This is a genomic window from Sutterella massiliensis, from assembly GCF_016899755.1.
GTDB lineage: Bacteria > Pseudomonadota > Gammaproteobacteria > Burkholderiales > Burkholderiaceae_F > Sutterella > Sutterella massiliensis.
This window is the reverse complement of record NZ_JACJJC010000026.1, coordinates 1-20,129: the sequence shown is the minus strand read 5'-3', so window position 1 is coordinate 20,129 and position 20,129 is coordinate 1. Positions and strand designations below refer to the sequence as shown.

General features: G+C 59.1%; 14 protein-coding genes. 8 read left to right on the top strand and 6 right to left on the bottom strand.

Annotated elements, in window-relative coordinates; genetic code table 11:
* Positions 1-635: 635 nt before the first annotated feature.
* From H6A60_RS10620 to H6A60_RS10600, 5 genes are all read left to right on the top strand, one after another.
* Entirely contained in the window at positions 636-4,409 is a 3,774-nt protein-coding gene (locus H6A60_RS10620; protein WP_205104415.1) for an autotransporter outer membrane beta-barrel domain-containing protein, read from the top strand.
* Between the two features lie 335 nt (positions 4,410-4,744).
* Complete coding sequence (locus H6A60_RS10615) at positions 4,745-5,275, top strand: hypothetical protein (protein WP_205104412.1); 531 nt, start codon at positions 4,745-4,747, stop codon at positions 5,273-5,275.
* Between the two features lie 494 nt (positions 5,276-5,769).
* On the top strand, positions 5,770-7,743 hold the full coding sequence (locus H6A60_RS10610) for a sensor histidine kinase (RefSeq protein ID WP_205104410.1): 1,974 nt from the start codon (positions 5,770-5,772) through the stop codon (positions 7,741-7,743).
* A gap of 53 nt (positions 7,744-7,796) precedes the next feature.
* The gene (locus H6A60_RS10605) at positions 7,797-8,405 is read left to right on the top strand and encodes a response regulator transcription factor (RefSeq protein ID WP_239477718.1); all 609 of its coding nucleotides are present in this window, start codon (positions 7,797-7,799) and stop codon (positions 8,403-8,405) included.
* A gap of 91 nt (positions 8,406-8,496) precedes the next feature.
* Entirely contained in the window at positions 8,497-9,981 is a 1,485-nt protein-coding gene (locus H6A60_RS10600; protein ID WP_205104406.1) for an FAD-dependent oxidoreductase, read from the top strand.
* A 214-nt stretch (positions 9,982-10,195) separates the two neighbouring features.
* Here H6A60_RS10600 and H6A60_RS10595 read toward each other — a convergent pair whose 3' ends face one another.
* From H6A60_RS10595 to H6A60_RS10570, 6 genes are all read right to left on the bottom strand, one after another.
* The gene (locus H6A60_RS10595) at positions 10,196-10,561 is read right to left on the bottom strand and encodes a cytochrome c3 family protein (protein WP_239477717.1); all 366 of its coding nucleotides are present in this window, start codon (positions 10,559-10,561) and stop codon (positions 10,196-10,198) included.
* Positions 10,562-10,697: 136 nt separating this feature from the next.
* Positions 10,698-12,398: an FAD-dependent oxidoreductase gene (locus H6A60_RS10590; protein WP_205104404.1), complete on the bottom strand. Its 1,701-nt coding sequence runs from the start codon at positions 12,396-12,398 to the stop codon at positions 10,698-10,700.
* A 192-nt stretch (positions 12,399-12,590) separates the two neighbouring features.
* On the bottom strand, positions 12,591-14,078 hold the full coding sequence (locus tag H6A60_RS10585; protein ID WP_205104402.1) for an FAD-dependent oxidoreductase: 1,488 nt from the start codon (positions 14,076-14,078) through the stop codon (positions 12,591-12,593).
* A complete protein-coding gene (locus H6A60_RS10580; RefSeq protein WP_205104400.1) occupies positions 14,075-14,722 on the bottom strand; it encodes a response regulator transcription factor in 648 nt (215 codons plus the stop codon). The genes H6A60_RS10585 and H6A60_RS10580 overlap by 4 nt, the downstream gene beginning before the upstream one ends.
* 8 nt (positions 14,723-14,730) lie before the next feature.
* The gene (locus H6A60_RS10575; RefSeq protein WP_205104398.1) at positions 14,731-16,761 is read right to left on the bottom strand and encodes a sensor histidine kinase; all 2,031 of its coding nucleotides are present in this window, start codon (positions 16,759-16,761) and stop codon (positions 14,731-14,733) included.
* A 226-nt stretch (positions 16,762-16,987) separates the two neighbouring features.
* Complete coding sequence (locus H6A60_RS10570; protein ID WP_205104396.1) at positions 16,988-18,466, bottom strand: amidohydrolase family protein; 1,479 nt, start codon at positions 18,464-18,466, stop codon at positions 16,988-16,990.
* Between the two features lie 254 nt (positions 18,467-18,720).
* On the opposite strand from H6A60_RS10570, the gene H6A60_RS10565 reads away from it, so the two are divergent.
* The 3 genes from H6A60_RS10565 to H6A60_RS13965 all read left to right on the top strand — a co-directional run.
* Complete coding sequence (locus tag H6A60_RS10565) at positions 18,721-19,245, top strand: cytochrome c3 family protein (protein WP_205104386.1); 525 nt, start codon at positions 18,721-18,723, stop codon at positions 19,243-19,245.
* Positions 19,246-19,382: 137 nt separating this feature from the next.
* A complete protein-coding gene (locus H6A60_RS10560) occupies positions 19,383-19,910 on the top strand; it encodes a macro domain-containing protein (protein WP_205104384.1) in 528 nt (175 codons plus the stop codon).
* A gap of 107 nt (positions 19,911-20,017) precedes the next feature.
* The coding region (locus H6A60_RS13965; RefSeq protein ID WP_205104417.1) for a MerR family DNA-binding transcriptional regulator at positions 20,018-20,129 on the top strand (112 nt) is incomplete at its 3' end.

Genomic DNA, 20,129 nt, shown 5'->3' with positions numbered 1-20,129 from the left:
CCGGATCGCGCTTCCCGCTGTTGTTCTTCGTAGAGCTCGGCGCTTCGATGAAGCTCGCGTCAACGATTCGCCCTTTATGACTTCCTTAACCGAAGCGCTCACCAAGCGGGCTCGTTTTAGTGCGAGACGGACTTCTGCGGCGCATGTGAAGCGAGAGGTCCACGATAGAGGGGGGATCGATTCATAATTCGGATCTTCGGATCCCGAAAGGGTGTGTTAGAGGAAAACCATACATTGCCTGGCCAAGCGGCACATTCTGGGGAGGACAAAGCCGCAAGAACGAGACATAGGTGAGCCACCTAAGCATTATGTTGTATCTGCACCACATAAAGGAAACCCCAGAAGGGGTGTTCGATGCATCTCAAAAAGCCTGCAATTCAGCTGTTATGAAGATGTCTGAAAAGGCTTGAGAAACAGGGAAAGTCGTCTTTACTGAGCAGGGGAACCGTACACCTCGTTCGGTTCTCGTCCCTCGACTTTTCGTCTTTACGCAGAACCAATGGTCAATGCACGGAAAATCGCCCGATCGGTAAGATTCGCATCATTTTAGTTTGCGATCGGAACTTTTCGGTGGCATCGCAATCGCCCCGCCGAGCGCAGCACGCTTTTTCATCAACGATCCAGCAAGATCAGACATGACTTCAGCTCTCAGCAAAACTCCGCTCGTGCTCGCCATCGCGAGCGCTTTTACGTTTGTCGCCGGCTGCGCGCAGGCTGCCGATCACGAGATCTCGATTGGCAGTGACGAAGTTCCCGCCTCGATAGGTTCGGATACCACTTGGGGTGCCGAGTGGGCCAATAAGATCCTCGGTGAAGACGAGGATACTGTTAAGGTGAAGCCCGGTGACGACAACAAGAACAACGTCGTGATCGGCAAAGACGGCAGTCTCTCGATCAAGCTTTCGATCAAGAGCGGCGAAGAGCAGAAGCTCGTGTTCTCGGGCGCCGGTCTGAAGGTTGAGGGCGGTGCGCTCACGATCGGCTCGGACGTGACGATTAAGGAGAGCGGATCGCTCAACTTCTCGGGTTCGGGCGACTTCGCGATCACGAAGAACGGCAAGCTTACGCTTTCGGGCGGCAAACACGGCTTTGCCATCGATAATTCGGCGGACACCTCGATTTCGAACGCCGGGACGATCGTTCTGAAAAACCAGGCGAACTTCAACATTACGTCGGCTGAAGATGCGGCGAATCCCGAGAAGCAGCTCGACGCCATGAATTTCGGCGACATCACGGTCGAAGGCGGCTCGAAGCTCACGAACAGCAACAAGGGCTACACGATCGATGCCGGCGAAGCCGAAGGCCAGGTCGAGGGCGACGCTGAAGCCGAAAAGGAAACGCTTTCGCGCGTGACGTTTGGCACCGTGAAGGTAACGGGCTCGGACAGCCGCTTTGTCAATGCCGAGGGAGCCGTCGATTCGGGCAAGGCGCTTGAACTCGAACTGGGCGGGCAGGCCGACATCCGGGGTACGTCAAACTGGAGCGCCGTTTCGATCGATGCCAAAGCCGAGGGTGATAAGGCACCCTCCGTTGTGAATGTCGGTGACGCCGGCAAGCTCAAGGTGGGTTCGCTCTCGCTTTCGCATGTTGCATCGAGTACCGAATCGAGCGCGTCGCTCGCCGATTTTGTCAATGCAACGAATGGCGGCGAATGGCAGATCACGGACGCACTCGTGGTCTCGAGTTTCGCAGGGAAAGACGGCAAATTTACGCTCTCGAAGGACGTTGACGGCACGCATCTCGCCGAGGGCGTCGACGTTGTGCTTGGCAAGGGTATTTCGAGCACCGATATCGAATTCAAAGCGCAGGGCGACGGATCAGATGCCACGCTCGGCTTCAAGACGGACGCCGACGTGCTCAACAACGGCACGATGACGATCTCGGGCTTCAATGCCGAGTGGAAGGCCGAAGAATCGGGCGACGGTGAAGACGAGGGCGGCGAAGGCGCCGCCAAGGCCGACGGCGAAGAACCCGCCAAGGGCGAATGGCAGTACAAGCGCTTCGGTTCGCTCGAAGTTCGCGACAACATGAAGCTTGTTCTCAAAGACAACGCCGCGACGACTTCCGAATCGGCCGAAGGCTATCACGCCGCGATTGCGGCCGATTCGCTCACGCTTTCGGGTACGAGTCTCAAGACGGCCTATACGGTGTCCGTTGAAAAGATTACGGATAAGGTGAAAGAGGTTCTCGCAGGGAAAGATGGTGCGAATGACATCGACTACTCGGACTGGACGGCCGAAAACCTGAAGGACAAGATTGCTGAACTCGAAGAAAAGTACGGAACAGAGGACTTCAGCCTCGTCGACTCGCTTAACGAAGCACAAAAGGCGCTCGAAGAGAAGATTTCGGGCGACCTCTTCAAGGGTGCGACGGCCGGTTCCGCCGAGATCATGAAGACCGACATCGCCCTCGGCACGCTTTCCTTCGAAATGAACGAAGTGGAAAAGGACATCGGCGATGTGTTCAAGACCGACGCGCCCGAATCGAAGGCTGACGGTGACGAAGGCACGGGTGACGGCGGCGATTCGGGCGAAGGCGGCTCGGAAGGTGACGGGGAAGAGAAGGAGGACTACAAGCTCTCCTTCACGAACAATTTCGGTGCGCCCGAACTCACGATCTCTGAATCCACCTTCGAAGTCGGCACGCTCGACATGGCGCAGGGCGTGATCGACTCCTCGGATTCGAACCTCATCGTTCACGCAATCGACGGCACGCTCGGCGGCGAAATTTACTTTAAGAACGGTTTCCTCGGTCTCAACACGTCGACGACTGCTGCCGACCTAAAGAAGCCCGCGGACGGTGGCGAAGTCGGTGACGGCAGTGAAGGCGCCGTCGGTACGCGCGAAGAAGGCAATACGTCGACGTCTTCCGTGCAGCTCGATGTCGGTTCGCCTGTCAAGCTCGGCGAGAACGGCAAGCTGGTACTCGGTGTTTCTGAAGAAGATGCCGCCAAGATCGATAGCCTCTCGAAGGCAGAAAACGCAGTCATCTACTTTGGCGAAGACACGGACCTCACGTTCGATGCAAGCCGCTTTGGCTGGTCGTCGGTCTTTTCGGCCGAACTTGGCGAAAGTTCCGAGCAGGATGGCGGCAAGGGCAGCGTTGTTGTCGCAGACGGCAAGACTGTCTACGTCAAGGGCAAGAACCTGAGCTGGGGCATCTACAAGGTCTTTGACGACGAATCGTTCGACATTTCGCTCGGCAAGGATGCCAAGCTCGATGCGTCGGGTTCGACCGCGTCCGACACGTGGAAGGACCGGGTTGAAAATGCCGACGGCATCAAGATCGACGAGAACGGCCAGCTGATTGTCGGCGGTGCCGGGATCGCAGGCTCGGGCTTAGAGGACGTCAACGCCAAGAATCTTGTTTCGTCAGTTTTTGGCGGCAACCGCTCAGGGGCGGTGGACCTTGTTCTCATCAACGCGCTTCTGAGCGGCGGCGGCAGCGTCGAAGACATTCGCACTTCGATCGACTCGCTCACGGGGCTCGGTGCCATCGCGAGCGTGAACGCCATGACGGTGGATCTCCTGGCTTATACGAGCGACATGATCGAACATCACGCGTCGACAATTCCGCTCGACGGTGAAGGCTGGTGGGTGATGCCGCTCGGCGGGCGCATGGAAACGGACGACTTGAAGCTCGGCTCGACCGCCTACGGCTATTCGCTCGACACGTACGGCCTCATGGGCGGCTACGATCTGCGCCTTGCAAGCGGTACGGTATTGGGGCTTGCGGCTTCGTACCAGTCGGGGGATGCCGACAGCGAAGGCGACGTGCTCGACACGACGACCGACGTGACGAATTACGGCATCCACCTTTGGGGTGCGCGCGAGTACGGCGACGTCAAGGTGACGGGCACGCTCTCCTGGATGAAGACGGACGGCGACACGACGATGGGCGTGCTCGGCGGCGAAGCCACGGCTGAAGTGAAGGCGACGGCTTGGGCGGCATCCGTGCGTGCGGATCTGCGCAAGTCCTGCGGTGCCTTTGACCTCATCCCGCACGTGGGCGCACGCGCCGCGATGATCGACATCGACAACTACGACATCCTCTTCAACGACGTGGAAGCCTTCGGCGTCAACGAAGACAAGATCGTGGTCTTCGAAATCCCGGTGGGCGTCACGGCTGCGACGCAGTACGAAATCGAGAAGTGGACGGTGCGTCCCTATGCCGACATCACGCTGCGCGGCCGCTTCGGCGACACGGATTCGAGCTACACGCTCACGGGGTCTTCCACGAAGGACACGGTGGGCTACGACGTCACGGGCGACTTCGTCGGCGACATCAAACTCGGCTGGATGTCGACCCACAAGGACCTCAACCTCGGCATGAGCTACGGGTTCTCGGCGGGCGATGCCGGTCGTCAGGCGCACCGCATCGAAGCGACGATGCGCGTGCTCCTCGACTAAGTTCGAATTTTCGAAACGCATTGCGTGTTAACGAATTTGCGGTCGGTCGACCGCAAGTTCAAAACACAATGCACGGGCGAGCTTCTTCGGAAGTTCGCCTTTTTTATTCGTCGGTGCTGTGTAGCTGGGGCGACTTTGTATTTACGTAGAAACACGGTAGAATCTCACGGTTTGTTTTCGAAGATCGAATGACGAACCGATATTTGGTTTTGATTCAATTTTGCGTATTCGAAAGCATTTCAATCAAAATTGCCTATCGGTATTAAAACAATGAAGAATTCGATGAAAACCGTAGCCGCTGAAGCTCTAAAAGATTGAGTTTGGCATTTCTTATCATGAATAGCATAAGCGCACAGGCATCGATTCATTCGAATTCGGATTCGCCGGATGGGATTTCTGTTGAATATGTCCAAAGAAGCGAAAATTGGGGATCCTTCAAGCTATGTTTGCCGAATATTTGCTCCTGGCGAGCGGTTTCCGTGCAGGGGCAGAAAATGCTTTACGTCGACTTCGTCAAGGGACATTTCATCAATTTCGAGATTGACGTAACGGCGCTCTCCGACGCAGTCTTGGCGGACTGGCTGGTCGACAAGGACACGGTTGAGGCAGATGTCCAGGTGGACGGGAAGACGGTGCACAGCGTGGTCGTCACGCGCGACCTGCGCCGCACCAACAGAACGCTCCGGATGTTCTTCCTGGTGGATCGCTTTGGAGAGGATTTTCTCGAAGAGCTCAAAAACGGGAAAACGCTTCACGTCCGCTATCACATCCATAGTCGGACCTATGGGGACAGATTTTTGATCCGCGGATCCGATAAGGCGATTGAACTTGCTTTCGAAATGTCGAAGAGGGACGCTCGTCCATAGTGCAGCATAAAAAGGTGATGAGTTTTTCTCTCTCGACCTCAATAAGGTTGGGGATTCCTTAAATGCGGCGAAATCAATTCATTCGAAATCCTTTCATTCGATGTTTGGTTTTTTAAATCAAAATTAAAGACGCTTCTAAATTGATCGTTTATGAAAAGTCGACGATGAATTGAATTTCGATAAATCGATTTGGTCGAATGATTTTTTCAGCTCATATGATCTTTTCGTCTCTCTTCGGCCGACAATTCGTAACGATAAAAAATCGGATCTCGAAATAAAAGCCGCAGAAGAAGTCTCTCCCGCTGCGTGCCGGTTGTTGGCAATCATTTGCCGGTCGTTCGGCCGAGACGTCTCGACCGCTACAATTTGGAACGTAAGCCGCCATTGCGGCGATTCGCTCGATAGCAGAGCGTTCTGCACGTTGAATCTACCGAGCTTTGCGCTCTTGCTGACGGGTAAAAGCGCGGAATAAAGCGAAAGAGGAAGCGCCCGATATGTCCCGAAATCGACCAAAGACAAAAGGAACGACGCACGGTACGCAGCGCCGGCCTCAACGCTTGGCGTTGGGACTCGTCACCGTCCTGCTGAGTTCGCTCTTTTTCGGCAGTACTACGCTTGCTCAATCCGCGGGGGAAACGAGTGCGCTCGCTTCGGCGGCCGCGCAAGTATCCGTTCGCAGAGTTACACCAGCCGCTCCAACAGAGCGGGTTGCGCCGGTTCTTCGCGTCGGCATTTCGTCTTTTGCGCTGCCCGCCATGCGCGACCCGATGGAGGCGGCGCTTGCCAATGCTTTTCAAAAAGCCAAGCTCGCGGAACGAATCGAGGTACGCGGCTACACGGTTGCCGATCTTGAAGCGGCCGTCCGACGGGGCGACGTTGACATATTCGTGAGCAGCGCCGGTCTTGCGAGGCGTGTGATCGATACAGGCGCAAGACCCGTCGCGACGACCGTTCGTCTCGGACTCGAAGATCCCAATCACAATGAAGGATCGGCTTTTGTCGTGCGTGTCGACAATGCGCGCATCGAGCATCTCGCGGATCTTGAAGGCTTGCGTCTCTCTGCGAATATGCCCTACGGTTTTTCGGGCTATCACGCCGCGATTGGTGAAATAGCGGCCCAGGGGTTCGATCCGGAAACCTTTTTCGGCGAAAAACGCTTTTTTGAACGAAGCGATGCCATGGCAGAGATCGCCGAAGACGTCGTGAATGGTCGTGCCGATGTCGGGATCCTGCGGCTATGTGCCTACGAGCATCTTGAGCACGAGCGGCCGGAAGTTGCCCGCATGCTCCGAGTGCTCCCGCCCGAGCGCCCCGTCGAAGGAAAGGTCGCCTGCCGGCACTCGACGAAGCTTTATCCCGCGCAGAGCATTTCTGTGATGCCTACCGTATCGCCCGCCGCTTCGAAAGCGCTTCTGACGGCCGTTTTGACGATGCCGCCCCTGGAAAACGGCCGCAGCTGGTCGATCGCGACCGACTTCAAAGGTGTGGACGAACTCTTGGAGTCGCTCAAAATCGGCCCTTACGCGTACCTGCGCGAATGGACCTTGAAGCGCTTCATCGCGGTTGCCTGGCCTTATGTTGCGCTCTTTCTCGCGGGCGTAGCCATTCTCTTTCTTCACTCGCGGCGCGCCGATCAGCTTGTTGGCCGACGCGAGTTGGAACTCTCTGCAGCCTACGCACGCGAGGCCGAGCAGCGCGAGCGCATCGCGCTCCTGCAGCGCGCGGGTGCGGTCGGACAGCTCTCAAGCCTCATTGCGCACGAAATCCACCAGCCGCTCGCTTCGATCCGTCTCTTTGCCGAAGGACTCCATCGCCAGGCCGTGCGCGGCGCTGTTTCCCCCGAGCGTGTGGCAGCGGTGGGAGAACGCATTGCTGCCGAAGCCGAGCGTGCGGGCGAAGTCGTCAACCGCGTTCGCGAATACGCGAGAGGGCGCTTGAGCGACGGTCGGAGCGTGCGTGTTGACGAACTGATGCTCCATCTCGACCAAACTTATCCGGGACTCATGCGGCGCGTCGAGCGGGTCGAACCAAAAGAATCGGCACTTGACGCAACGATTTTCGGCAGTGCAATTGAACTCGAGCTTGCACTTGTCAATCTCATCCGCAATGCCTTTGAAGCGGTGAAGACATGTGAAAAGCCGTCGGTTGCGCTCGCAATCGAAGCACAGGGAGAAACCGTTCGCTTCACCATTTGCGACAACGGTCCCTCGCTATCTCACGAGGCTTTTGCTGCGCTCAGTTCGCCCGTGACGAGCCAAAAGCCCGAAGGACTCGGATTGGGACTTGCCATCACGCGCAGCATCATTGAGTCGCACGGCGGTACGCTTGTCTTCGAGCGGCGCGATACGGCGGGACTTGAGGCCATCGTAACGCTGCCGCGCTGTCGGGACACTCGTGCAGAGTCGGCACTCAAAGTGAGCAGGGAAAAAACAGACCGCCAGCAAGGTACTTCGGAGCGCGAAGCATGATTGAGGAGACAACACACGGGAAACGCCATGAAGGCAATGCGAGCAACTCGTCCATGCGGCTCATTCGAGTCGTAGACGACGATGCGGGCCTGCGCGAAGCGCTTGCTTTTGTGCTTGAGGGAGAAGGTTATGTGATTCGTGCATACGAATCAGCAGAAGACTTCCTCGCCGAAGACGATTTGCGCGTCCCAGGTGCGCTCATTCTCGACGTCAAGATGACCGGGATGACAGGCTTGAAGCTTCAGGAGACGCTGCGTCTTCGCGGGGCGAGGCTTCCGATCATCTTCCTTTCCGCGCACGGCACGATTGAAATGGCGGTCGACGTCATGCAAAAGGGGGCGGTGACTTTTCTCTCCAAACCCGTCGGAACCGACAAGCTGCTCGAGGCGCTCGATCGGGCGCTTGCCGCTGCGCCCGTTTTCGGTGAAGAGAAAGTTCCTCTGCAGCGGGGCAGGTCGCCGGTTTCGCTCACGGCACGCGAGCGGGAAGTGGTTCGGCTCGTTGCTGCCGGTCTCACGAATCGGGCCATTGCCGAACGCTTGGGTCTTGCCAAGCGGACCGTCGAATTCTTCCGCGCAGGCGCCATGCGAAAACTCGACTGCCGCAATGCCGAGGCGCTCCTCGAACGTGCGGCGGCGCTCGGCATTCTGGAAGACGATTAGAACGCCGCTTGAGTTGACACGCCGCAACATACTTAACGGCGGTTGCCGCAGAAACTGAAAGCATCGTTCATCTTAGAAAAGGAGAGACCAGATGAAGATGCTCAACCGCCGCAATGCACTGAAGACCGGGCTTCTCTCTGCCGTTGCCGCCGGAAGCGCCGTGACGGCGGGTTCCGCTGCAGCTGCAGAAGCGGGCGAAAAGAAGTACGTATTCGACCTCGTCGTGATCGGCGCCGGTTGTGCGGGCATCACGGCAGCGCTCGAAGCTGCCGACCTGGGCGCCAAGGTGGCGCTTCTTGAAAAAATGCCGATGCCCTTTGGCAACACGATCTACGCGGGCGGCCACTTCAACGCCACGAACACCTTCGTGCAGAAGGAAAACGGCTTCACCGACACGATCGACGAGTTCTATAAGGACATGATGGCCGTTTCGCAGGGTCGAGGCGATCCCGAACTCACGCGCGTCTACTGCGAAAAGAGCGCCGACTGCATCGAGTGGCTCACGAAGCGCTGCGGCGTCAAGTGGGGCAAGATGGTGCGCGAAGTGTGGCCCGCGACCGTGCGCGGTCACGTGGTCGCCGGCCCCAAGAAGCCGGGCGGCGCGCAGCTCATGAGCCAGATGCTCGACGAAGTGAAGAAGGCGAAGAACATCACCTTCATGACGAACACGAAGGCGATCGAACTCACCCGCACGCCGACCCTTGAATGCACGGGCGTCAAGGCCGTTTCGAAGACCGAAGGCGCCATTACGCTTGAAGCGAAGGCCGGCGTCGTGATCGCGACGGGCGGCTTCCATGCCAACCGCGAGATGGTCACGAAGTACATGGGGGGCGGCGTGTGCTGGATGCCGCTTCGCGGCTCGGCCTACATGATGGGTGAGAACATTGAATTGACTCGCCCCTTCCAGCCGTACTACACGAACCTCGACCAGTTCCACGGCGGCCCGATCCACGGTCCCACGCAGGCCAATCCTTCGACGATGGTCAACTACGGCATCATCGTCGACAAGTCTGGTACGCGCATCCTTGACGAAGTGATGACGTACGTGGCGGTCGCGAAGAAGCTCCCGCTCGTCACGAAGGACAACTGGGCGTTCATCGTTATCGACAGCCAGGTTGTCGACATCGAAACGGTTGCGACCCGCATCGCGCGCTACAAGAAGGCGAAGGCCCCGATTCATACGGGCAACACCATTGCCGAACTCGCCAAGTCGATGGGCGTGAGCGAAAAGCAGCTCACGGCGACGGTCGAAAGCTACAACGCTGCGGTGAAGGCCGGCAAGGCCGGTGAACTGACGCCGCCCAATACGCTCGAAAAGCCTCGTCTTCTCGAAAAGGCGCCGTTCATGGCCTTCCCCTTCCAGGGCGGCATGACGGCAACCTTCGGCGGCCCGCTCATCAGCAAGGACGGCCAGGTGCTCAACACCGAGAAGCAGCCTGTGAAAGGCCTTTACGCGATCGGCAACGCCATCGGCGGGCTCTTCTACGACGACTACATCGTCGGTTCGCAGCTCACGGCAGCCGTGATCTGGGGACGCTTGGCCGCGAAGCACGCCGTCGGCACGCTCAAGGCTTGAGTAGTTGACAACTGAGGGCTCGGGGGAGCTGCCTGAGCCATGAAAAGAACGGGCGAACGCTTTTTCCAGGGCGCTCGCCCGTTTGTTTTCGAAGGTGCCGCTGCGGCAAGCCAGTTGCGTAGAAAGCGTGAGCGCCGCTGGCTCAACTCGAGCCAGGGCGCTTCGGCAGGAACACCTGCAGCGACGCTTGAGCTTCGCAGCGGTATTGGTCTTTTTAAGGCACGTTGTAGTTGTACATGTGGCAGTCGCCGCAGTAGTTGTAGCCTTTCTTATGGCCTTTATGACATTCGGTGCAGGGAAGGTTGCCGTCGTGCTGGCTGTGCGGGTTGACGTTCGCTTCGTCCTTCGGCACGGTCTTCTTCGCGACTTCGTCGTACCAGCCGTGGCAGCCGACGCAGGCTTCGTGCTTTTGGTCGTCGATCTTGAGCTTGGGGCTGCCGTTCTCAACGTGGCAGGCCGTGCAGGGCAGGCCGTACTTGGCGTGGCGGTCGGCGAGGAACTCGTCTGCGCTGGCCGTTGAGATGCCGAAGGCGCCGAGCGAGAAGAGAACGAAGCTCATTGAGAGGAGTTGCTTCATCATCTTGGGGTCTCCGAGAGTGGTCTTCTTTGAAGGAAAAGCGGCACCGAACCGGTCTGCGTTCGGTGCCGCAGCGTGATCCGCGGGCGATGTTTTACCCGAGATCAGGCGACATGATCAAGCTTGCGTGAAGCTTCAATCAGGCGCGGTTCGGAAGCTTGGCGACTTCCTTGCCGCAGATCTGACCGAAGACCAGGCATTCGGTCAGGTTGCCGCCGCCCTGATAGACGAACTTGAGCGCAGAGGCGATTTCGCCGACGGCGTAAAGACCCGGAATCGGCTTGAGGTCCCAGTCAAGGACTTCGCGCTTGGCGTTCGCCGCGAGGCCGCCCTTCGTGTTCGGGCCGCCCGCAACGAGCGGAATTGCATAGAAGGGACCGTCCGCCACGGGCTGCAGCGTCGTCTTGAGACGACCGAAGTCCGTGTCTTCGCCCTTGGCGCAGAGTTCGTTGTAGCGCTTCACCGTTTCGGCGAGGACCTTCGGATCCATGCGGCCCGAATTGTCCTTCTGTTCGGCGATCTTCTTGCCGAGTTCTTCAATCGTGTCGGCCTTGAGGATCCAGCCCTTCTTCACGGCGTCGGAGTTGTCGGGGGCACCCCAGTCGAGGAACTTGTAGCCCGGCGTCGAGATCGAGAGGTCGACCAAGGGCTTTTGCTTGCGAAGCGTTTCGTCAAAGATGAACCACGAGGGCGAGTTCGCATAGTCGAGCGTGTCGATGTTGAACTTCACCGCTTCCTTGTAGAAGAAGTAGCGGCTCGGGTCCTTCGTCACCTTGTGTTCGGCAGCGTAGCGGCGGCCCATCTGATTGACGACGATTGCGTGGCCGGAGCCGACGGCGGGCGTGATGATGCCAAGACGCATGCCGTTGTGGCGAACGGGCGCGGGGAAGATGATGCGCGAAGCGGCCTTGCCTGCCTTCATCATGCCGGCGCCGGCGTCAAGACCCATGCGGATGCCGTCGCCTTCGTTGTAGATCGTGCCGTAGAAAGCCCAGCCTTCGACGCCCGGGCCCTCCAGGAAGGCCTGACGCATCGTCTTGCTGTATTCGTAGCCGCCCGAGCAGAGGACGACGGCCTTGCGGGCCTTGTAGGCAACAGTCTTGCCGCCCTTTTCGGCGATAACGCCGATCACTTCGCCCTTGTCGTTCTGAACGAGCTTCCGACCGCGGGTTTCATAGTCAACAGCGATCTTGTCCTTGCGGTTTTCAACGCCCGTAGCAAGGCACTGCCAGAAGGCTTCGCCGTGCATCGTTTCTTCCTTGGGCTGACCCCAGGTGGACTTATGCATCGGACGGATGCGGTCCGGATAGGAGGCCTTGTAGACCTGATAGCCGCATTCCTTGGCGCCGGGGAAGTTGGGGAAGGCTGCACCCTTGAAGCCCGGCGTCGCAAACGCTTGGAACTTCGGGTCAAGGGACTTCATCCAGTCGAGCAGGCCCGGCGTGTAGTCGGCCCAAGCCTGGGCGAGACCGTCGGAGACTTCAGGCTGTTCGCCTTCGAGCTTGCCCGGAATGTTTTCACCCGAGAACATCGCCTTGGCGTATTCCTTGAGGGCCTTGCGGTCGCCCGTCTTGTCCGGGCAGTGGAAGATGCCGCCCGACATGCGGGTGTTGGAGCGCAGCGTGTCCTTAGGCTGGCGTTCGATGACGATCACGGACGCGCCGTTGTCTGCGGCCGTGATAGCGGTGGCGGCGCCCGCGCCGCCGAGACCGACAACGATGACATCGGCTTCTTTATCGAACTTCACAGCGGCGGCAGAAGCCGAACCGGCAAAGCCCGCGCCCATCACGCCGAAGGCACCCGCAGCGGCACCCTTCAGGAACTCACGACGATTGCTCATAGTTTCCTACTCCTTTCTTTGGTCGAAGAACTCGACGAAGGGGCGCGCCCGCACACATGCATCAATCTGCACGACAGGCGGTTGGTCCGTGCGCCCGATTCGCCGCTTGCGGATGAAGATACAGGGTGTAAAAAGCGGCGCCAATCGGGCGTGCGGACATTGACAATCGATCGGTACTTGTGATAGAGGGCTTCAGCTGTGGATCCTACCTGTCGCAGGCAAATGCTGTGGCGCTCGTCTTGCCGCAGCGGTGCCGGCAATTCGTCCGAAAACGCATGCGCAGTTAATGCCGTTCGCGCCCAGGCGGTTGATGCCGTGGACATTTCCTGTGACGGCCCCCGCCGCCCAGAGGCCATCGATCGGTTGCCCGCTGCGATCAAGAACCCGCGCATTTTCGTCAATGCGAAGCCCCCCGAGCGTGCAATGGATGCGAAGATGAATGCGAACGCCCCAGTAGGGAGGACCAGCAAAGCGGCCGTCGGCAACGGCTCGTCCGATTTCGTCGGCAAGTCCCTGCGGCGAAATGCCGAGGCGGACGGCGAGCGCCTGCGGCGAATCATCCTTCCAAGCAGCCTTTGCAAAATAGCCGCGCCAGAGCGACTTTTGGTTCGCACGGCTCATGCCGTCAACAGCGTCCTGGTCGGCAATTTCATAACATGGTCCCGATTCGCGGGCAACGGCGCTCGCTATTTCGCGACGCGTCCCTGTTTCGTTTACGAAACGGCGTCCCGCTTGGTTCACCATGATGATGTCTTCGGCGTCGTAGTCGAGCCGTACCTGGTAGTCAATGCCGGGAGGTGCTCCGGGAACACATTCCACGAATCCAAGGTTTACGGTGTCGGCACCGATTGCATCGGCTGCAAGCAGCATGTCGCCCGTTGATGATGGGAGACTGTCGATCGGCAGCGAAGCATATTCGGGAGCGTATTTCGCAAGCAGCGCCTTGTTTGCTGCAAAACCGCCGGAGGCGAGAACAACTCCGCGGCGAGCTTGAAAAATCCTAACTGCGTTCGCTGTGCGGTTCCCCTCGCGCGGCTGCGCTTCAACCCCATAGACAGCACCGCGCTCGTCACGCAAAATCGAGAGCGCACGTGTCTGAGGACGTATGTCGACTCCTGCTTTAATGCAGGCGTTCGAGAGGCAGTGAATGTAGCCGCGTCCGCGCGGGTACGCCGAGCGGTGCGCGCGGACAAAGCCGCTGCCGTAAATTTCGGTGAGCTCGGGCAGAAATCGCATGCCGTGCGCTTCTAGCCATATGAGCGCGGTCGTAGCTTCTCGAGCAAATACGCGAACAACGGCCGGATCGTTATAGCCTTCGCCCGAAGCGAGCATCTGCGATTCAAACTGCTCATAGCTGTCTACAATTCCGAGCGGACGCTGCCGCTTGGGATCGACCGCGTTGAAGGTGCCGCCCGAAATCAGCGTGTCGCCGCCCAAAAATCCGTTTTTCTCCAAGAGCACTACGCGCGAACCTTCTTCGGCGGCGCAGAGGGCCGCCGACAAGCCGCCAATCCCGCCGCCCACAACGACGACGTCAAAGTGCTCTTCCTCTGGCGCCGATTCACCCGAGTCGGGCTGCGCCGGCGCGTCGATGGGGAATCCCGAAGCCGCAAGCGCGAACCCCGAGAGCCGCGAGAGCGCCCGGCAAAGCGCACTTCGTCTGGAGAATGCTTTCTTCATTTGCTTTCGAGCTCTTTGCGGTAGTCGTCGAGTTCATGCAGAAAGTCCGCGAGCTCAACGGCGTTTTCGACGTCGAGCTTTTCGTAGACGGACGCGCGGTGCGCCTTTACCGTTCGCTCGGCCATGCCGAGCGCCTCGGCTATGACGGCATTGGTGAGTCCCTTCACAATCATGCCGGCGACGGCTTTTTCGGCGGGCGTCAGCTTTTCAAAGTCGGCCCGCAGTTCGAGCCAGTCGCGAACCTTCGCACGCCGCTCGACGTTCTCCTCGATTGCTTCGGCGATCGTTTCGGCAAGTTCATCGAGCTTCGGGGGCTTCACGAGAAAGGTTTTGGCGCCCGCCTTGACGGCATCGACTGCCATGGCGATGTCGCCGTGCGCGGAAAGGAAAATGATCGGCAAATCGATGCCGCGCACCTTCATTTCGTGCTGCAGCTCAATGCCCGTCATACGAGGCATGCGTACGTCAAGCACGAGGCAGCCCGGGACGCTGAAGTCGTCTTCGTTGAGGAACCGCGCTGCCGAGTCGTAGGCCGCAACGCGAAAACCCGCCACATCAAGATAGGTACCGAGCGCTTTGAGAACGGATTGATCGTCGTCTACAAGTCGAACGACGGGATCGGGACGATGGGAAAAGGCGGTCATGGCGATTTTTATTTGGCGGTGTTTTGAGGTGCGTGGGCTGTGCTATCGGCGTTCGCATCGGTATCGGTGCGAATCGGCAGAACGAGAGATGCACTTAAGCCAGAAGGTGTGCGGCGCTCGAAAGCTAGGTGTCCGCCGTTGCGCTCTGCCAAGGCAAGTGCAATCGCGAGCCCAAAGCCGAGTCCTTCAGTCTTCTTGCTTGCTGAGACGGTTCCGAGCGATGCAAACGTTTCATCCGAAATGGGGGGGCCGTTGTCGGTCACGGTGACGCGGCACGTGCGTTCGTTGCGCGTAAGCCGAACGATGACGCTCGGGTCTTCGAGGCCTTTGACGGCGGCTCGGGCATTTTTGATGAAGTTCGCGACGATGAATTCGATTTCGAAGGGATCGGCCGAAATCGGATAGGAAGCGGATGCGGCAGGGAATGCGTTAGTCGCGGTCTGTCGAGCCGATGCTTCGTTCTTTCTCGCTTTGTTCGGCTTGAAGGACTCGGTCGTATTGTCCGGCGCACCGGGCGACAAGCCCGTTTCAAGCACGATCAGAGGGTCGTGAATGTTTTTGAGCGTTTCTGCGACGACGCGTCCGAGGTCGCACATGCGGCGAGCATGCGAGCGGTTCTTCGCGTAAGAGCGCACGTGCTCTACGATTTCGCTCGATCGGTCGACTTCGCCCGAAAGCAGGTCGAGCATGTCGGCCGCCTTTTCGGATAGCGAGCCTTCACGCTTCAGGAGAAGCTTTAGGGCCGCGGCGTAGCAGGCGATGTTCATGATCGGCTGTTTGATTTCGTGCGCGAACATGTTCGAGAGCTGTGCAACGATGTTCGTTCTCTCGAGCGCCATCAGACGCTGGCGCGAGTCGTTGCGCTCGCGCAGCAGCTGCTCGTTCGCGCGGAAGGCCGTACGCAGATCGTTCGTGCGGCGCCGTACGAGCACGTTGAGCGTGAGAATGTGAAAGAGAACGGCGGCACAGAAAGCGACGAAAAGCACGATCTCGGTGCGGTAGGTCGCCCAAAACCGCGCGAGCGTCCAGGCTTCGGGTTCGGCGTAGGGACCGAGATGGAGCGTTTTGAGAAGTTCGAGCGTCGGCACGAAGTCGTTGGCGATTGTCCAGCGAAAGTCGAGCTTCTCGGTCGGGAGCGACAAAAGCGCCACCGCCATGCGGTTGACGACGTCCGAGTCGGCATTGGGCAGCGACGAAAACACGATGTCCGGATATTTTTCTGTGCTGCGCCGGCACTCACCGGGCTTTGTCGGTTTTTCGTTGAGGATGCGCAGGTCGCCGGGCTTCAAGAGCCCTTCGGCGATGAGAGTTTCGTATTCGCAGCTCCCGAGAACGCCCGTTGAGGCGAGCCCCGTTCGCACGAGCGTCGCGACATCGGGAATGCCGAAGCGCGTTTCGATGACTTCGCCGAAATGATGCTTCGGATCGAGTCCGAGCGCCGCGAGTTCGCCCTGCGCGATGAGCCAGCCGTCAAAACTCTGTCTGTGTGAAATCGCAACGCTCGTGTCCTTTGCGTCGGCGAGCGTTTTGATCGGGCTTTCGGCCGCCGTGACGAAAAGTGAAGCGACCGTGTGCGAAACGTCGTTCGAGCTCTTAGGGCGGCGCGTTGCGATCTGGTGCGTACCGGCGGAATCGATGAGCGCCGCGTAGGTCGAGGCCGACGTTACGACAAAGTCGAGGTCCGCACGGCGGATGTCCTCGGCCGTTACGTTCCAATGGAGCTCGACGATTCGAATGCGCGACTCGCCGAAGGTCTTAAGAAGATGCTCGAAGGTCGGCACGAACGTGCTCAAATACGCTTCGGGCGAAAACGTGTCGACGAGACCGATCGCTATGTCGTTGGAGGGAGCCGCCTGAGGGAAATTGTCGTCAGATGCAGCAGCACGTCTTTCAACGGGAACGGACACTTTCGCATTTTCTGTGTCTGCACTGCGGGCGTCGCCCGTGAGAACGAGTGCGAGCACGCAGCACGCCCCTGCGGCGAAGCGCTGCAGTAGCGCGTGCAGCGGGCACTGGGGGTGCGGCGAATGAAGGCACATGGTCCGACGGAAAGACGAGAGCGGCTGCGTCTGCAAAATAGAGACAAAAGCTCATTGTGCCGCACGGCGGTTACACGCCGCCAAGCGGGTTTACCGCAGGGTCATCCAAGAATGCAGAAATGCACTGCTCTATGCTCTAAAAGATGCTTCGTCAGGAAAAATCGGGCGTTGCGTTCGCGAGACGCGCGATTTGATCGGCGTCGTATCGGATTGCCTTTGTTTCGAGTTATGGTTCCCGCAGTGTGTCCAGCCGACTCTGCGCTCCCGTCCAGAAATTGTCCGAAGGCTTCAGGAGGTGCTTTGCGCCCGCGCGCTCGATGGCTTCGAGCGACGCGCGCTCCGCACTTTCAAGAACATCGGCTTCCGAGACCGTGAGGACCGTACGGTTTCGCATGAGGAGGCGCCCCGCGACGAAGACGTCGGAAACGTCGCCCGGGTTGCCGAAGAGCATCAACTGATGAATCGGCATCAACTGCGGCGAAAGATGCGGCGAGGCGACCTTTACCGTCGTGATGTCGGCGAGTTTTCCGACTTCGAGCGACCCGAGGTCGTGTTCGCGCCCGATTGCACGCGCCGCATCGATCGTGATCATCGAAAGAATTTTCCCCGCGGGACGGATGGACGGGTCGTTCAAGGCCGCCTGCTGCAAAAGCGCCGTATCGCGTGCCGCTCGGAAGAGGTCGAAGGGCATTGCGGGGGCGGTGCCGTCGGTCGTGACCGCGACGTTGGCGCCGAGTTCGATGAGTTCGGGCACCGGACAGCGGATCTGCAGCTGGTGCCAGGCGGGTGTTGTCGTGACGTTTGTCTTCGTTTCCGCGAGGATCATCGCTTCCTTGAAGGAAATGCCCTTACAGTGCTGCACGTGCACGTCGGGCCCCAAGAGCGGGTCGTCGGCCTGTGCGGCCAAGCGAATCATGCCGCCAAAGGCTTCCGTGTGGATGCGGACATTCTGACGGCGCGCCACTTCGCGGATCGACTTCATCATGTGGCGGTCGTAGTCGGTCAGCCGGCACGCGAGGTCGGCGGGCGTGGGCTTGGAGCCTTCGATCGAGCCCACCATCACGAAGGGCGCGGCAAACGCGCCGATGAGGCCGCCGAAACTGCCGTTGACGAGCTCAATCGCTTCTTCGGCCTTGTCCATGAGTTCGTCGAAGGTGAAGTTCTTTTCGACGATGCGCCCGTTCTCCTCCACGCCGAAGGCGCGCGGGTAAGGCGGGTTCGAGGGGCCGATCGCCGGATTTTCACGCGTGCCCACTTCGGCGTGGCCGCGCACGTGTTCAACCACGATGCGCGGATCGTCGCAGCGCGCGGCGTTCGAGATCACCGAGACGCCGCAGGTGATCCCCGCTTTCAGGCGCTCGAGCGCGGCAAGACGTCCTTCGGCATGCCAGTAAGCGGGCGTCGTCGAGTGGTGATAGATCTTCGTGAGGTAATCCATCCAGCGCGTTCTCGAGTCGAGGCCGAGCGAGCGGTTGAGGCAGTGTCCCGCGTGCGTGTGCGCGTCGATGAGGCCCGGGAGAATCATCTTGCCGCTGCAGTCGAGCGCATCGTAGGTATGTCCTTCAAGGCGCTTCATGAGCAGGGCCGTCGGGCCGACCGCTGCAATGCGGTCGTTGTCGATCAGTACGGCGCCGTCCTCGATGCATTCGAACTTCGCGTTCATCGTGACGACATAGCCGTGTGCGAGCAGGATCTGTCGGGACATGGTTTCGTCTCCTCTTGAGAATCTTGCGGGTACTTGGTGTGAGGCTGTTTTGCATCTCGGCGGTGCGGGCTGCCCGCTGCGCCAAGACTTATCCGAGCATAGGTTTGGGAGGCTGCGAAAGGCATGTTCATGAGCGACAAAAAACGTCATTGGACGCCCGTTCAGACGAAGCGTGACAAGAGAGTCGGTGGCTTGTAAAGGAAGATGCAAACAGAAACGCTTTCGATCAAAGTGCTCGAACGGGCGCCGCTAAAATGAATTTCGTCAATGTATCTGTCGGCGAAGATGTCATGAATACGCATGTTGCTTCCCGAAAAGGCCTGCGCCGGGCTGCCGCGCTTTTCTCGGTGCTCGTGCTCGGTGCGCTTTCGAGGCCTCTGACCGCAGCGGGCGTTGCCGAGGACGGCGATCCCACGATCGATATGGCGGGCTGCACGGTCTGCCACAAAATGGCGCCGAAACTCACTGCGCATTCTCCGCGCGAGATGCATGTCTTTCACAAAGGCAAGACGCCTCAGCCTGAAGCCGAGTGCTTCCAGTGCCACATCGATGCGGGGACGGTGCCAACGAAGGTCAACGTATTTGCCCAGCCGCAGCGCAACGCCTGCGGCGGATGTCATCCGACCGTTCTGAAGCCCGGTATGCCCGGTGCATCGACCGAAACGCTTGCGTTCGACCACCAAACGCTACCCACCGACGACGGGTGTGCGAGCTGCCACAGCCCGGCCGATCTGCGAGCCGTGCACTTGAAGGCAGTTGAAGCGGCTGAAAACAAATAAATCGGCGTGTGCGTTTATTCTTGTGCACGCACGGCAAAAAGTCTCTGCACAACAGGAAAAAGAGAGCTGTATTTCGCTTGCGACGATGAGCGCCGCAGCGTGTCGTAGCATCAATACTTCACGCATAAGGAGCGGCTATGGACGATTCGGCGATCGAACTTCAGCTCGGCGACATCACGTCGCTTGCGGTTGACGCGGTGGTGAATTCTGCGAAAAATTCCCTGACGGGCGGCGGGGGCGTTGACGGGGCAATTCATCGCGCGGCCGGGCGAGAGCTCCTTTTGCACTGCATGAGGCTTCCCGCTGCCGAGATCGGCGACTGCGTGGTGACGCCCGGGTTCGGGCTCAAAGCGCCGTGGATCATTCACGCCGTTGCGCCCAAGTGGCGCGGGGGCGGTGAGCGCGAACTCGAATGCCTTGCGAATTGCTACCGCAAATCCCTCGACATCGCGCTCGAAGAGCACTTCAAGTCGATCGCTTTTCCCTGCATCGGAACGGGCAAATACCGCATTCCGCCGCAGCTTGCCGCCGAAACGGCGCTTGCCGTGCTGCGCGCGCATCCGTTTGCGGGAAAGGTCGTTCTCTGTACGTTCACCGCCTCCCAATACGCGATCTACGCCGAGCTTTTGGGGCGCACGGTCAAGCTGCAGACAGAGAAGTGCTAGGACGAAATGCTTCGGACGCGTCAAACGCCCCGCAAAGACAAAGCGGGTCGCATGGGGCTTGAATCAGTTAAAATAAATCTACTCGAATATTACTATTTATTGCCAAAATGAGTAGGTTTATAAGCATCGGAGAAGCTGCGAGAACTCTTGGGGTCTCCATTTCGACCCTTCGGCGATGGGATGCGGAGGGCAAGCTGCACGCGAATCGCACCCGTTCCG

Coding starts and splice junctions, on each gene's coding strand:
- H6A60_RS10560 (WP_205104384.1), top strand. CDS start 19,383: ATGGACGATTCGGCGATCGAACTTCAGCTCGGCGACATCACGTCGCTT.
- H6A60_RS10620 (WP_205104415.1), top strand. CDS start 636: ATGACTTCAGCTCTCAGCAAAACTCCGCTCGTGCTCGCCATCGCGAGC.
- H6A60_RS10615 (WP_205104412.1), top strand. CDS start 4,745: ATGAATAGCATAAGCGCACAGGCATCGATTCATTCGAATTCGGATTCG.
- H6A60_RS10575 (WP_205104398.1), bottom strand. CDS start 16,761: ATGTGCCTTCATTCGCCGCACCCCCAGTGCCCGCTGCACGCGCTACTG.
- H6A60_RS10565 (WP_205104386.1), top strand. CDS start 18,721: ATGAATTTCGTCAATGTATCTGTCGGCGAAGATGTCATGAATACGCAT.
- H6A60_RS10605 (WP_239477718.1), top strand. CDS start 7,797: ATGCGGCTCATTCGAGTCGTAGACGACGATGCGGGCCTGCGCGAAGCG.
- H6A60_RS10580 (WP_205104400.1), bottom strand. CDS start 14,722: ATGACCGCCTTTTCCCATCGTCCCGATCCCGTCGTTCGACTTGTAGAC.
- H6A60_RS10610 (WP_205104410.1), top strand. CDS start 5,770: ATGTCCCGAAATCGACCAAAGACAAAAGGAACGACGCACGGTACGCAG.
- H6A60_RS10600 (WP_205104406.1), top strand. CDS start 8,497: ATGAAGATGCTCAACCGCCGCAATGCACTGAAGACCGGGCTTCTCTCT.
- H6A60_RS10595 (WP_239477717.1), bottom strand. CDS start 10,561: ATGATGAAGCAACTCCTCTCAATGAGCTTCGTTCTCTTCTCGCTCGGC.
- H6A60_RS10585 (WP_205104402.1), bottom strand. CDS start 14,078: ATGAAGAAAGCATTCTCCAGACGAAGTGCGCTTTGCCGGGCGCTCTCG.
- H6A60_RS10590 (WP_205104404.1), bottom strand. CDS start 12,398: ATGAGCAATCGTCGTGAGTTCCTGAAGGGTGCCGCTGCGGGTGCCTTC.
- H6A60_RS10570 (WP_205104396.1), bottom strand. CDS start 18,466: ATGTCCCGACAGATCCTGCTCGCACACGGCTATGTCGTCACGATGAAC.